Below are 13,286 nucleotides of genomic sequence, written 5' to 3' on the forward strand. Positions count from 1 at the left end.
AAAAGACGAAATTTTGATGAAAGAAAACATTTAGAAAACGGATACAAAATTAGAAGTTTTACTTTATAAAAAGGGAGCTAAAAAAAACTCCCACAAAAACTTGACTCAATCAAAATATTTTATACTCTCCTTTTTTCCTCCTAATTTTGTTATATTAAGTAATATAAATAAAATTCAGTATTATTATTATGCATAAGGAGAAACATTTCATATGAAGGAAATTATATTTGTCACAACCAACAAAGGGAAAATTGCATCGGCAGAAAAGGAATTGAAAAATATTAAAGTAACGCCAATACAGGAAGAGTTAAGCGAGCCACGAACAGATGATATTAAAGAAATCGCTAGACAAAAAGTATTGCAAGCATATGAAATCGTTAAGCAGCCTTGCATCGCTTTAGATTCCGGCTTTTTTATCGAAGAATTAAATGGTTTTCCAAGGGCTTATGTAAACCATATGCTAGATACGATAGGTATTACTGGCATATTGAAATTACTAAGAGAAGAAAATAATCGCGCTTGTGAATTTAGGTCTTGTTTAGCTTACTTTGATGGAGAACAAATAACATTCTTTGAGAGTAAATCACCAGGAACTATTTCTGAAGATATAAGAGGATTAGATAATGATAAGAAATGGTCTGATCTTTGGTATATATTTATTCCAAAGAATTTTGATAAAACACTTGCCGAATTTACAGAAGATGATTTTCATAGATATGAAGAAAAGAAAGAAGAATCTTGTATTAGTAAATTTGGTAAATGGTTTGAAGGATTATGATGAATATGGTCAGACCATTTTTTAAGGAACCCAATATTTTTTGGGTTCCTTTTCTCTTCTAAATAGTGTTTACATATAAGATTATTTTAACGGAACTTCAATTTCTAAATCTTTCAATATTTCAGGAGCTTCTTCCTGCATATATTCAATCGTTAGTTCTTTTTTAGAAATATTCATAAATGCTTCTTCGACAATATAATGATCCTTCTTTTTAAAGGTTATGGATGTTTTAGCACCATAATATACTTTTCCCAAATGATCCTTTAACGTAAAATAGTTTGAATGCAGAAATGGAAATTGGCTATTTAATTCATAGGTTAACGTCATTACATTGCCCGTATATTTAACCCCAATAATGTTGATTTTGCCCAATTCTCCCAAATCTAATTTAGTATCTTTTCCTCTAAATGGTTTTTCAATTGGATTATAAGTCCAAATATTTTGGACTATCATTGGTTGAATCGTCACCGAATCTGTATTTTTTTCATCCAACCCTTCAAATGATTCCTGAATAGAATCCATTACTTCCATATTATCCTTTATTGTGATTCCACCATAGCCATGTGTATTATAAATCCAAGGTATTACTTCTCCCTCATTTGTGATTAATCGGAACATTAGCATGTTATCATCGTTTTCCGTCACCGGACGTTTATAGCTCATATTAACTACTGTCGTGATTGGCGTTCTTTTTATTTCCTTTACTGTGAATTCGCTCTCCTTGCTTTGTCGAGTAATCATTGGTGTAATCGTCTCTACGTTTTCCGTTTTGGTAAGTTTAAATTCAAATTGAAAGATTTCATACTTTCCGTTTATTACTACTGCATAGTAGGGCTGAACTTCAATTTCCTTTGGTAATTCCTTATGTTTAATGAAATTTACTGTTCCAATCCCGGCTACTTTATTGGGAGTCACCAATTCATAATTACCATCTGTTAACTTCCCTATACCAGCTCTTGCTTCTTCCTTTAAGGAAACATTTAGGTTATCAATCTGATAATCTCTAATTGGTTCCTTTGATTCCACTACATAACTAAAGGATATTCTTTCTCCATCATAAATTGCTTCCTCTATCGTCATTTCTGCTTCATTACTTTTTGAAGTAGCTATAATATTCGATACTAATTGGCTGTCCTTCCCTTTCTTTAATCCGCCATCTCCATATGCTTTGAAAATAGATTCTATAAAAGGGAGAGAGGAGAGTGTATTTGCAAGAGTTGGTGATAATTTTGGAAAAGTAAGCAGCATGGAAATAAATAAACAAAAAATAATAGCAGCTACGATATGCTTTTTATATAAAACAATTATGTTAGGACGACTAGATTTCTCTTCCTTCACCATTTTTACTGCTGTTAGAACTTTTTTTCTGTCCCTTTCAGAAAAATGAACATCCTTCATCACATTTCCTAGTGTTTCTTTTATAAATTTGGAATCATTCTTCATCTGAATTCCTCCTTTTTTAGAAATGGCAAGAGATTTTTTCTGCCTCTTCTCAATCTCGTTTTAGCTGTATTCTTAGAGATTTGTAGAATGTCTGCAATTTCATTAATATCTAGCTCCTCGTAGTAATATAAGAGGATTACTTCTGCATATTTTGGTGGAAGACTTAAAATTATATTTTTCAGTTCCGCCTGCATCGTTTGATACATTACTTCCTCTTCTGGTGACGGCATAGTATCACTCTTATGATTGATATCTTTCTTAAATAAGATAAACCGCCTAAAATAGGCACTTTTCACATGATCTTTACACTTATTGATTGTGATACGGTAAAGCCATGTTTTTAATTTAGCTTCTCCTTTAAACGTCTTTAAATGGGTATAACACTTAATAAAAACAGTTTGGACAATGTCTTTTGCCGTTTCACTATCTTTAACATATGTATAAGCTAATCTTGTCAGTTCGTCTCCATACAAAATCATAATTTCTTCTAACAGTTCATCTAATTCATTCTCCTCTAGCTCTCTTAATAATGAATGTTCTAGTCTTTTAGAAATCAAGTCATTCCCCCCTTACAGATTCGCTAGTTAGACGATATGGATTTACTATAGGATTCACTTTTTATCGTTAATAATTATCTTCCGTAATTATAGCACCCTTATTTCCCTCATCATGCGATAGTTGGAAAACAAATAAGCTGAATTCTCCCATGAATTCAGCAATTATTTGGAACTTTGAGATTAAATAGACAAAATTGTTCATGTTAGGAATGACCACTCTCTAAAACACTAATAATAGGTAAAATAAAAACTTCACAAATGTCGGAAGCGCTTCGAATATCATATACATTCTCCTAACCTATTCGATTATCTAATATATAATATATGAAGCGGCTATCGATATGTAAACGCTATCTTGTTACCTAATATTAAAATTCCCACAAAAAAACTCTCAAACAGAGAGTTTCCTTAACTTACTTTATAAAATTTATCGATTTTGCCAGCTAAAATTCTTAGAAAGTTATTAATTGTCATATTTTCTATTTTTTTAGAATACCATGACAATTTATTTCCCATATCTTCCCCATCATAATTAACATTTAATGGGACATATCCTTTTGATTTGGACGATAAAGTATGATCGAAGGCAATAATTAATACTTTCCCCTCAGGTGTTTCTAATTTGACCTTGTACCTTGGAAATTTGTATTCAGAACTATACTTAACACCTTTAATCTTAGCCTTAGTTTTCATACATTCTCCTTTTCAAGTGTGTCTATTTACTATTATAGCTTAAATAAAGATAATTAGACATCTTTAACCTTTGAAAATCGAAATAATATAAATTTGTCTACACAATTATACAAATAATGTCTTGTTATATTTGGATTGATCTTTCTTTACCTATTATTCTGCATTTGCTATTACCTCAACAGTTCCGTCTTCTGCATAATGCATAATATTCACAATTTTATAATGAGCTTTTTCTATTACAATTGTTTCTCCAATGGAGGGAGCAATTTGATATATCACTTGTTTTGATTGCCAGCCCTTCACTTTATGCTGATATAAGGTATTTAGTCTCACCATGCACAATCTCCTCTTTCTATTGATATTCCAAAGGATTTTGCCCTATATGAATATGTATGCTATTCTACATTTGTCCTTTCCCTTTTAATAAATAAAACTTATTTCAGTTAATGACTTAAGTAAAGAATAGATGTAATCTGACAATCTGTTCAGAACATTTATGAAAGTATTTTCTCTATCCAATGACTTGGTTTTTCCAAATAGTTTGGTATCTTAGTATCAGCATCCCCATTAGCTGAATTAATTTGCGATTGTGTAAGAAATAGAGCACCACCCAAGTTTGCTCCTTTTAAGTTAGCGTCTCGTAGATCTGCTCCAATAAAATCAGCTCTTCTCAAATCACAATTGCTTAAATTCGCAGCAATCATTAATTTTCCTCGAAAATCTTCCCCTTGTAAATTTAATCCCTTTAAATTAGCACCGATATAATTTGATTTTTTCTTTCGTCCTTTTTTTCCTTTATTCGTACTATTCTCTCTATACTTTATGCTTGAAGCAATTAAAAGCTCATTAACTTTATTTCGGTGGGAAATAAGATCGAGTATTAAAATCTCTTTTGGTGTTCTTTCCGTTAGTTCTACTATTGCTTCGTAAATCCGTTGAAGTTTATTATGAAAAGAAGAAGTTTCCTCTAAAGTAAGAGCTTGCCTTAAATAAAAGAGCATTTCATGTAGTTGTTGAACAATTGGAAAGACACGGAACATTTCATCTGCATGTTCTCCCTTCCGCCAGTCCTTTCCATGGTAAATCTTTTGTGATACATGCTGTCCCGCCCCGAAACATTCATAGGATACACAACCGCGGAACCCTGTTTCCCACAATTTGTCATGGATCGAGCATGCATTGTTTGAACATAAGTTTCTACATGATACCCCACTATCTTTATCAAAAGGAAAATCTGCAGATTCTCCATATGGCAATGCTACACAACATAACCCAAAACAATTATTGCAATCTGACTTTAATGCATTATCCATATTCAAAACCCCCAGTAATTATTCACAAGATTCTCGGCGAATCAGGCATACTATTTACTAAAATAATGTAAATAAGAATAGAAACGGGCATAGTTAAAAGAAAAATCAATCGAATACCTAAAGGTGTAATACCAAAATATTCACCTATTCCCCCACAAACACCATAAATAGATTTATCATTCTTTGATTTCATCATTTTACGATTCATTCTGATTCTCCTCTTCATCTAACAAGCTATTTGAAATTCCAATGCTTAATAGACTATTGTTTATCTTTTAATTCCCTTCATTTCCGATACTCCATCAGCCAACAATCTTGATACTCCCCTTCATGTAGTTCTCGTTTGGGAAGAATTTTAACTTTTTTCAATCCACATTTTTCATAGCATTTAATCGCCCTTACATTCCTTGTTTGTGGATCCATCACTACTCGATCGGCTTTTTGATTCTCGATTAAGAAATGAATCATCGAACTTACAAGCATTTCCCCAATTCCTTTATTCCAATATGCCACTTCTCCAATAAATTGATCAGTTCCGTATATTAATTCCTTACTATATGTACTATATCCAAATAACTTTTTCGCTTCACTATCTAGTGGATAAAATTGTATATACCCTATTGCTCTATTTGAATATTCGACAATGCCTTTTACTTCTTCCTTATCATTAGGCGGATAGAACACCCTATTCACTTTATCTAAATCAAAGGGATTATCTCTTCCTTCATAATATTCAAGGACAGATGGATCTGAAAGCCATTTTGCTAAATATTTATTATCTTTTTTTTCCAATTTACGAACTTTTAAAAGCCCGCTTTCAAATAGTTTCATCTACAAATCTCCATTTTCTATCATTTTCTTGCAATGATTGTAAATTCCCATGGGATATTTTCCATTTTCCAACCACGATGTTCTTCAAAACGCTCTAGTCTTAACCCAGCAGCTATCAATGAATTAATAATTTCGCTAAGTGTATAAAAGCGGATAGAAACATCTGGAAAATCATCCTGTTCTTCTTCAGGAAAAAACTGTTTATAGGCAATATCTCCTGTTTGTAATTCTGTATCAAAATAGGCTAGTTTCACATTAAAATCATCATTCAAGCATTTTAACAAAGGATGGAAGTCACTTAAAATCAATGTTCCATCATTCTTTAAAAGAGAAAACAGAAGTGACATGAAATGATCTATATCCTGAAAATAATGTAGAATCCCACCTTCGAGATAGAGAATATCAAATGCTTCTCCATATGTCTGTAAATCGATTTCGTAAATATCTCCTACAATATAATTTATAGATGTATTAGCATGATAAGCTAATTCCCGAGCATATCGTTCATTCTCCTTGGATATATCAAAGATTGTTACTTCAGCTCCTAACAGTGCTAATGGAACTGCCTTTCTTCCATTTGATCCACAAAGATTGGCAATCTTTTTTCCTTCTACATTCTCAAAAAACGTTTGATGCTTTTTTAAACTTGTTCGAGGATCTTTCAATATTTCTTTCGCCTTTTCCTTTGGGTGCCCATCACGCTTCATCCAAAATTCATAAGCACGGTATTCCCAAGCCACTTTATTAGTCGTACTTTGCTCATTCATAAGGAAATGCTCTCCTTTATAATTTTTCAACTCACTCCCACAATCTTTTCACTTCTACTAATTCATTTCTCAAAAATTTCATTCGGTAAATATCCGGCTTTGTTGTATGGAGTAAAAAATCTAAATCAAACCGCTTGTCATAATAGCCCATCATTAGCGTCATTACTGCACCATGGGTTCCAATTACTATCTTTTTTCCTGCATATGTATTTAGTAACTGTTTTAATACCGTTATCGCTCGTTTTTGACATACATTATTAGATTCAGCTCCAGTTAGAGCATAATCAGGATTCGAATATGACCTACTAAGACAAGATTGTAATTCATGATCAGAAAGAGGAGTATCTCCTTGACTAAACACTCTTTCTTTTAAATCCTCAAAAACGAACACCTCTTTGCCCAAATCTGTACCTAAATCCTTTATTGTTAAAATGGCGCGTTGATAAGGGCTCGAAACAAATAGATCTATTTCTTCCTTATGAAGAATTTTGCCGATACGTTCAGAATCTTGTTTCCCTTTTTCCGTTAGCCCTCTTGTTCTTTCTGTGCCTTCTGTTTTTGGCGATTCCCCGTGTCTTACCATGTATATATAGGTTATCACCTTACTCCCCTACTTTCATGCTTCCAATTTGGAGCCACTCTGTAATGGTATTTTTTACAAAATGCTTCTCTATAAAGGTAAGAACTTCCTCGTTTCCCGGTAATGTGACTAATTGCCTTGCTTCATCAAAAGACAGCCACTTGTACTCACTATGCTCCTCATTTAATTCTACAACTTGGTTTTCCTCTACAAAACCAACAAAAACTGGGGCAATATATATGTAATTTTCTAATGGTGAATATAATTGATCAAATGTATTCGAGCTATAGAGATTTACGTTTGTAATTCCTGTTTCTTCCCTTACTTCTCTTAAAGCGGCTTCCCAAGCTTTCTCCCCTTGTTCTAGGCTCCCACCTATATAACACCACATATCTTTCAATATCTGGGTCGCACGTTTCATTAACAAAACATGATATCCTCCCTTTATTTTTTTTAGCAAAACAACAGCAATCCCATTACTATGAATAGGAGTTTCTATTTTGATGTTCACCAATGAACTCTCCCTCCATTCCATCATTCTACCTAATAATTTTTAAAATTTAGATAATATTTATTATAAACTTTCAACCCTTAATATGGAAATATTTCTCCATTTTTACTTTTAATGAAGTGAATAAGTGGACGATACATAATTCCTATCATTAGAAGAGTAAAATGAAACTATACTAACAATCCACAACAAAAAAAGCATTCATTTGCGAATGCTTTTTTGGCAATATTTCCTTTTATCTTACACCTTACATCATATTAGCCACTAATTGAAGCGCACTTAAGAACAGACCGATAATAAAACCACATACTGCACCGTTTACACGAATCCATTGCAGATCTTTACCGACGTTATTCTCAATCATATCGACTAGTGTTTCGTTATCCAGCTTATCAAGATTTTCTTTTACTAAATTGCCAATTTGATCATGGTTTTTCTCGATAAAATTAGAAATTTGCTGAATAATCCACGGATCAATCTTTTCGCCATTTTCTTCGATTTTTTTCATTAATTGCAGAATAAATGGAATTGCTTTTGTTTCCATGAACTCCTCATTTTCAAGAAGCTCGATTGCTTTTTCTTGTGCTTGTTGAAGGCTAGCTAAAATCGTATGATTGGATTCTAGGGAGTCTAGTACCTTATCCTTCCATGTATTGATTCCTTCTAATACTTTATCATTTTCTGGAAGGCTTTCGATTTCCTTGCGAATATAGAGAATAAGTGCTTCACGGTTTTGCTCCCCATCTCTTTGAAGACTTCGCATTCCACTCAAGCAAAGATTTTGGACAATTTGCCCTAACTTATCTTCTGTTAAAATATTCTGCAATGTTTTTAAAGCAAATTGAAGCATGCCATTTGCCTCTACATTATTTAATACATTCATGGAAACAGAGCCAAGTTTTCGAGCCGTCTCTTCTTTTCTGAGCCACGTTTCTGTTTTTACAAGAACATGATCTAATGCTTTCTTATCAACTTCTTCTGAAAGTAATTGATTGGTAAGCAGCTTTAAAATATTACTAATTTGGACATCAGATAAAGCCGCTGACATTTGCTTACGCACAAATGGAGTGATTTTTTTTACATCAATATTGCTAATTGCTTGCTGTGTAGCTTTTATCATTGCTTTCTTTACTGGTTCTGTTTCGATTCTTGTTTTAATGGTTGCTGTAATCTTTTCGGTAAAAGGAATATTCTTCACTTTATCCTGAATGCTTTCCTTTGATAACCAATCCTTTTTCAAAACATTCACTAATCCATTAACCATTCTATCCCTATTTTTAGGTAATAAAGCGGTATGTGGTATTGGTAAACCTAAAGGATGTCTAAAGAGTGCTGTTACGGCAAACCAGTCTGCTAATCCCCCGACAAGTCCTGCTTCAAAGCCGCCATGAACTAAATGTATCCAGATATTATCTTGAAAAGGGAAGGTTAGAATAAATCCCAATCCCATGATAAGAAGTGAATACCTTGCAAGTTTTCTTGATGATTTTTTTTCCACGCAATGTCCCTCATTTTACTTTTAAAATCGTTTATACATTTTTTTAGGTTATAGAACCTCTATCCTGTAGTATACCAATAATCTCCTAAAAACAGAAAGATAAAGTAGATATTTACCGAATTTTTTCTGTTTGCATACAAAAAGCCAAAAGGTTCCTCCTTTCAGCTTTCTTTATCGCTTTATTATTTGTCTAATTGGGACAAGAATTCATTCATGACATGTCGATATTGTTCTGGTTCTTCTATATAGGCCATATGGGCACTTTCTTCAAATACATGAAAAGCTGCATTTGGCGTTTTGCTACTAAAATATTCCGTTGATGCTGGTGTTGCTTCATCATATCGCCCACAAGTATACAATGTTGGTATAGATATTTCAGATAACCGATCCGTACAATCAAATGATTTTAAGTTCCCTTGCACAGTAAATTCGGAAGGTCCCCACATTACTTGATATACATGTGGATTTCTAAAATGCTTCCCCTTTTTTAAATGTTCTGGGTAAGGCTTTAATCTACATACAAAATGGTCATTAAACACTTCAATTGCTTTTTGAAAGGCAGGTGTATCTGTCTTTCCGTTTTCTTCACAGTTTTTGATGGTTTCTTGAACCTCTAGTGGTAGTAAAGTTAAATTTTTCTTTTGATCTTTTTCCCATAATGGTGCGCTTAAACAAGGGCTTGAGAAAATAATACTGCTAATCCCTTCTGGTTCACCAAAATAATATGCAGCTGCAAGGGTTGTGCCCCAAGAATGGCCAAGTATATGTACTTTATTCAGCCCTAATCCTTTTTGAACTAGCCCAACTTCTTCCACAAACCTGTCTAAAGTCCAAAGGGAATCATCATCTGGCCGATCTGATTTGCCACAGCCTAGCTGATCATATAAAACGACCGGGCGATCAATTGCCAAATCTTTTAATCCTTGTAAAGAGTAGGAGCTAGAACCTGGTCCTCCATGTAAAACAAGCAGTGGGATTTTATTAGCTGTCTCATTATGTATAACATACGAAACTTTTCCACCTGTTACTTCTATAAATCCTTCTTTCATCCGTTTTCTCCTTTACGTATTTTACTTACTAGTTTAGCACATTACCGAATATCTCTCGTAAGTAAATAGATTATTCCTTAAGCTTTTTTTCGATAATCTCAACACGATTGCCGAACGGATCACGAAATTCAAATCGTTCAAAGCCTTCAATTGGAATGGAAGCGCTATTTCTACTCCTAGTTTGCTAAGTTTATTTTTCCAATCACTCATATTATCTACTTGATAAGCTAAATGAGATTTCGTTGTATAGCGATCAAAACCCTCCTCTGTGCCAACATGAACATCTATATTTCCAAGTGACAGCCAAAATCCACCTCTCCCTTGCAACGATGAAGGCTTCTTTATTTCCCCTAAACCTAATACTCCACAATAAAAATCCTTAGCTTGTTGTTCCAATCCTTTTGGTATCGTTATTTGAACATGATGAACGCCAATAATAGTCATCTTTTCTATTCCTCCCCCCATATCATCCTCTTATTTATCGTACAATATAGACGTCTAAAGAAACATATTATAATTCTAATCACTTATGATAAGAAAAAATAATGAAGAATACATTGATGATATAGCATTCGTTTCTTTGCTAATCAATCTTATTTTTTATATAATGTAATTAAGAAACTGAATATTTAATCTTTTCAAAGGAGGAACCTATGGAGTTACTTTTTGGTTTATTAATTGCTTCTGCTCCATTATTAGCTTCTATTTCGTTTGCAAATATGGCAAAGAATAAACAATAAACTGAATATTCACCACAGCGGATGCCCTATACATTTTGGACATCCGTTAATTACTATGTTTCTTTTCCTTCCCAAGGGAAAACCCAGTAAATAATTTTCCGCCATATGGCTTTAATACTCTTTCCGTAAGTATAATAATGTTTTCCTTTTCCCTAGTCCGATAAAAGGTTTCAAACGCTTCAATGAATTCATCCGCAAATTTTTGATCAAATTGCCGTAATGATCGCACCATCCATTTCGATGTACCAATCCACTGTTTATTTACTCTTAATACAAATTCATGGAGAAGGAAGCTTAGTGTGCTTGCTATAAAAATTACCTCTTGCTCATTGTCTGAACCGATAAAATCATCCAGTACGTCTGATATAAAGTAACGCTTTGTTCGAATTGTTTCCTCTGGCCATTCTTTCGGACCTTCTGCCAGCATTTCTTCTGCTTCTTTTTTTATAACTTGCAAAACTCCGTCATCTTTTAAAACGATTCCTTCTGTTACCATTCGTTGCATAGAAGGTTTTGCTAAATTATAATCCATTAAGAAAAAATCCTTATAAGAAGCTAAATTATGTACAAATATCTCGATTGGCCAACCAAATTCCATCATGGACTCTCTATAAGAGAGAACGATTTTCTCATCAAAAATGACAATATCAAGATCAGAAGTAGGTGTCGCTTGTCCTCTCACCACACTTCCTGCTAAAACAGCAGCATTACAATTCGGAAAATATGTATCTATAAACAATCGAGCTGCTTCCATTGGCACTATTTTTTCCATGTAAATCCCCCTTTTCGAGTCGCTCCATCATTCGATAGTTAATTTGAATTCCTTTACAAAAACCGCGGTTCCACTTATCTCCACATCCAATTGACCTTTCCTTTCAGCAACAAGAACAGTTACTCTTCCATCACGCCCTATCTCCTGACCTTGTTCAATGATAATAGGCTCGTTCTTCCACTTTTCATCCACATAGGTAACGTAATATGCTCCCATTACTCCCGAAGCTGTTCCAGTAACAGGATCTTCTATTGTACCTGAGTAAGGGGAAGAAAAATGTCTTCCATGCATCGTTGCATTTACATCATAGGTTTCAAGAGAAAATGGATGAATGGATGCATGGGGAATTTCCTTTAAAATAGATGGAAACAAATCATTTTTTACAGCCATTTTCGAAAATACATGCAGTTCCTTAATAGGAACAAGTAATGTCCAAAGCCCTGTATTTCCATATAGAATCGGATGCTTTTCATCTATATCAGATTCTTTAATACCAATCACATCTGCTAATTCATGGCGCGAACCTTTAAATTCTTTAAATTGTGGTGTTACTTGCTTCATAATAATGGAAGGAGAAGACTGTTTATTTTGATTGATCCGAATAGGTAGAACACCTGCTTTGGTTTCAATCGAAAAGACCACTTTTTCAGAAAGATGACCATTTGTTTTTAATGCAAAAATAGTAGCGATAGTGGCATGTCCACAAAGATTCACTTCATGGCCTGGGGTGAAATAACGAATTTTCAGATCCGCCCTATCTGATCGTAATACAAAGGCAGTTTCATTAAAACCCACATCTTTTGCTATTTTTTGCATTTCTTCCTCTGTATATTTCTCACCCTCTAATACGATTCCAGCTGGATTCCCCTTATCTGGCTGTTCTGTAAAAGCATCATAATGCAAAATAGAAATTGTTTTCATCTCATGATCTCCTCCTATTCTATTTATCTCTCACTAATCATCTATCATACTCCATCCGCTTTGCTGTTTCCCTGCCCACTTCTTTGCCACATAATTTCTCCACTAAATGAAAGGACATATTGATTCCCGCAGATATCCCACCAGAAGTTAATATCGTTCCTTCATCCACAAATTTAACATTTCTTACAAGCTGAACCTTTTGGAATTCCCTTTCCAACCTGTCAATATCCATCCAGTGCGTAGTTGCCCTTAAATCATCCAATAAACCGGCTTTTGCTAACAAAAATGCTCCTGTACAGACAGAAGTCATATATTCCACTTGTCTTGCTTGCTCTTTTATCCAATTAATAACAACAGGGTTATGCATTTCGATTTCTTCTGCACCATAACCACCAGGAAGGATAAGAATATCCAAATCAGGGTGGTTTTCAAAAGAAAAATCTGCTTCTATCTTCAGACCATTTCTTGCTATAATAGTCCCCCCTTTTTCTGAAATAGTATGGACATGGAATAATTTATTCTCCCCTCCAGCTAAAGAGAAAACTTCAAATGGACCAGCAACATCTAATACTTCTACTTCATTAAAAATCAATATTCCAACAATACGCTCTTTCATTTTGCCTCCTAAAATAGTTACTCCTATAAAAAATTTAATAAATGAAAAACAACTATAGTCTTTTTCATCCTACCATGAATTTCGAATTTTTAAATAATATTTTTTCTCACTAGTGTTGCATAAATATTGTCGCAATTTTCAGTCTGATTATCCTCCTTGTTTAGAGCCAAAAAGGTAAATACCTATTCAAAGGTGGCTCCATCCATTTGGTTTTTTT

16 protein-coding genes and 1 pseudogene are annotated in these 13,286 nt (G+C 33.7%); 1 reads left to right on the forward strand and 16 read right to left on the reverse strand.

Translation table 11 applies throughout. From position 1 onward, the window contains the following. Positions 1-211: 211 nt before the first annotated feature. Positions 212-778 carry a non-canonical purine NTP pyrophosphatase gene (locus tag ACTQ5K_RS24225; protein WP_031535834.1) on the forward strand — a complete coding sequence of 189 codons (567 nt, stop codon included), beginning with the start codon at positions 212-214 and terminating at the stop codon, positions 776-778. 81 nt (positions 779-859) lie between these two features. On the opposite strand, the gene ACTQ5K_RS24230 is transcribed toward ACTQ5K_RS24225, so the two are convergent. The 16 genes and pseudogenes from ACTQ5K_RS24230 to ACTQ5K_RS24305 all read right to left on the reverse strand — a co-directional run bounded on the left by ACTQ5K_RS24230 (position 860) and on the right by ACTQ5K_RS24305 (position 13,069). Then, positions 860-2,221, reverse strand: coding sequence for a DUF4179 domain-containing protein (locus tag ACTQ5K_RS24230; protein ID WP_251629457.1), 1,362 nt, complete (start codon positions 2,219-2,221; stop codon positions 860-862). Then, entirely contained in the window at positions 2,218-2,778 is a 561-nt protein-coding gene (locus ACTQ5K_RS24235) for a sigma-70 family RNA polymerase sigma factor (RefSeq protein ID WP_231512508.1), read from the reverse strand. The genes ACTQ5K_RS24230 and ACTQ5K_RS24235 overlap by 4 nt, the downstream gene beginning before the upstream one ends. 408 nt (positions 2,779-3,186) lie before the next feature. After that, a complete protein-coding gene (locus tag ACTQ5K_RS24240) occupies positions 3,187-3,471 on the reverse strand; it encodes a hypothetical protein (RefSeq protein WP_031535839.1) in 285 nt (94 codons plus the stop codon). A 153-nt stretch (positions 3,472-3,624) separates the two neighbouring features. After that, a complete protein-coding gene (locus ACTQ5K_RS24245) occupies positions 3,625-3,807 on the reverse strand; it encodes a hypothetical protein (protein ID WP_031535841.1) in 183 nt (60 codons plus the stop codon). 158 nt (positions 3,808-3,965) lie between these two features. Then, positions 3,966-4,784, reverse strand: coding sequence for a pentapeptide repeat-containing protein (locus ACTQ5K_RS24250; RefSeq protein ID WP_235252065.1), 819 nt, complete (start codon positions 4,782-4,784; stop codon positions 3,966-3,968). Between the two features lie 22 nt (positions 4,785-4,806). Beyond that, entirely contained in the window at positions 4,807-4,992 is a 186-nt protein-coding gene (locus ACTQ5K_RS24255; RefSeq protein ID WP_251629456.1) for a PspC domain-containing protein, read from the reverse strand. Between the two features lie 77 nt (positions 4,993-5,069). Then, entirely contained in the window at positions 5,070-5,615 is a 546-nt protein-coding gene (locus ACTQ5K_RS24260) for a GNAT family N-acetyltransferase (RefSeq protein ID WP_251629455.1), read from the reverse strand. 20 nt (positions 5,616-5,635) lie between these two features. Beyond that, positions 5,636-6,382 (reverse strand): class I SAM-dependent methyltransferase, encoded by a 747-nt coding sequence (locus tag ACTQ5K_RS24265; protein ID WP_251629454.1) that lies wholly within the window; start codon positions 6,380-6,382, stop codon positions 5,636-5,638. Positions 6,383-6,413: 31 nt separating this feature from the next. Then, positions 6,414-6,983, reverse strand: coding sequence for a histidine phosphatase family protein (locus tag ACTQ5K_RS24270; RefSeq protein ID WP_251629452.1), 570 nt, complete (start codon positions 6,981-6,983; stop codon positions 6,414-6,416). Position 6,984: 1 nt separating this feature from the next. Continuing rightward, positions 6,985-7,473, reverse strand: coding sequence for an NUDIX hydrolase (locus ACTQ5K_RS24275; protein ID WP_251629450.1), 489 nt, complete (start codon positions 7,471-7,473; stop codon positions 6,985-6,987). A gap of 247 nt (positions 7,474-7,720) precedes the next feature. Beyond that, positions 7,721-8,971 carry a DUF445 domain-containing protein gene (locus tag ACTQ5K_RS24280; protein WP_251629448.1) on the reverse strand — a complete coding sequence of 417 codons (1,251 nt, stop codon included), beginning with the start codon at positions 8,969-8,971 and terminating at the stop codon, positions 7,721-7,723. Positions 8,972-9,153: 182 nt separating this feature from the next. After that, on the reverse strand, positions 9,154-10,020 hold the full coding sequence (locus ACTQ5K_RS24285) for a proline iminopeptidase-family hydrolase (RefSeq protein ID WP_251629446.1): 867 nt from the start codon (positions 10,018-10,020) through the stop codon (positions 9,154-9,156). Between the two features lie 70 nt (positions 10,021-10,090). Next, positions 10,091-10,464 (reverse strand): annotated as a pseudogene (locus ACTQ5K_RS24290) (VOC family protein). A 342-nt stretch (positions 10,465-10,806) separates the two neighbouring features. Further along, positions 10,807-11,532 (reverse strand): nucleotidyltransferase domain-containing protein, encoded by a 726-nt coding sequence (locus tag ACTQ5K_RS24295; protein ID WP_441994397.1) that lies wholly within the window; start codon positions 11,530-11,532, stop codon positions 10,807-10,809. 27 nt (positions 11,533-11,559) lie between these two features. Next, the gene (locus ACTQ5K_RS24300; protein WP_251629444.1) at positions 11,560-12,453 is read right to left on the reverse strand and encodes a PhzF family phenazine biosynthesis isomerase; all 894 of its coding nucleotides are present in this window, start codon (positions 12,451-12,453) and stop codon (positions 11,560-11,562) included. A 37-nt stretch (positions 12,454-12,490) separates the two neighbouring features. Further along, positions 12,491-13,069 carry a DJ-1/PfpI family protein gene (locus ACTQ5K_RS24305; RefSeq protein WP_031535863.1) on the reverse strand — a complete coding sequence of 193 codons (579 nt, stop codon included), beginning with the start codon at positions 13,067-13,069 and terminating at the stop codon, positions 12,491-12,493. Positions 13,070-13,286: the final 217 nt, after the last annotated feature.

Source organism: Niallia sp. Sow4_A1, assembly GCF_052116745.1.
In the GTDB taxonomy this organism is placed as follows: domain Bacteria; phylum Bacillota; class Bacilli; order Bacillales; family Cytobacillaceae; genus Niallia; species Niallia hominis.

Coding starts and splice junctions, on each gene's coding strand:
- ACTQ5K_RS24285 (WP_251629446.1), bottom strand. CDS start 10,020: ATGAAAGAAGGATTTATAGAAGTAACAGGTGGAAAAGTTTCGTATGTT.
- ACTQ5K_RS24305 (WP_031535863.1), bottom strand. CDS start 13,069: ATGAAAGAGCGTATTGTTGGAATATTGATTTTTAATGAAGTAGAAGTA.
- ACTQ5K_RS24300 (WP_251629444.1), bottom strand. CDS start 12,453: ATGAAAACAATTTCTATTTTGCATTATGATGCTTTTACAGAACAGCCA.
- ACTQ5K_RS24255 (WP_251629456.1), bottom strand. CDS start 4,992: ATGAATCGTAAAATGATGAAATCAAAGAATGATAAATCTATTTATGGT.
- ACTQ5K_RS24260 (WP_251629455.1), bottom strand. CDS start 5,615: ATGAAACTATTTGAAAGCGGGCTTTTAAAAGTTCGTAAATTGGAAAAA.
- ACTQ5K_RS24245 (WP_031535841.1), bottom strand. CDS start 3,807: ATGGTGAGACTAAATACCTTATATCAGCATAAAGTGAAGGGCTGGCAA.
- ACTQ5K_RS24295 (WP_441994397.1), bottom strand. CDS start 11,532: ATGGAAAAAATAGTGCCAATGGAAGCAGCTCGATTGTTTATAGATACA.
- ACTQ5K_RS24240 (WP_031535839.1), bottom strand. CDS start 3,471: ATGAAAACTAAGGCTAAGATTAAAGGTGTTAAGTATAGTTCTGAATAC.
- ACTQ5K_RS24265 (WP_251629454.1), bottom strand. CDS start 6,382: ATGAATGAGCAAAGTACGACTAATAAAGTGGCTTGGGAATACCGTGCT.
- ACTQ5K_RS24250 (WP_235252065.1), bottom strand. CDS start 4,784: ATGGATAATGCATTAAAGTCAGATTGCAATAATTGTTTTGGGTTATGT.
- ACTQ5K_RS24230 (WP_251629457.1), bottom strand. CDS start 2,221: ATGAAGAATGATTCCAAATTTATAAAAGAAACACTAGGAAATGTGATG.
- ACTQ5K_RS24225 (WP_031535834.1), top strand. CDS start 212: ATGAAGGAAATTATATTTGTCACAACCAACAAAGGGAAAATTGCATCG.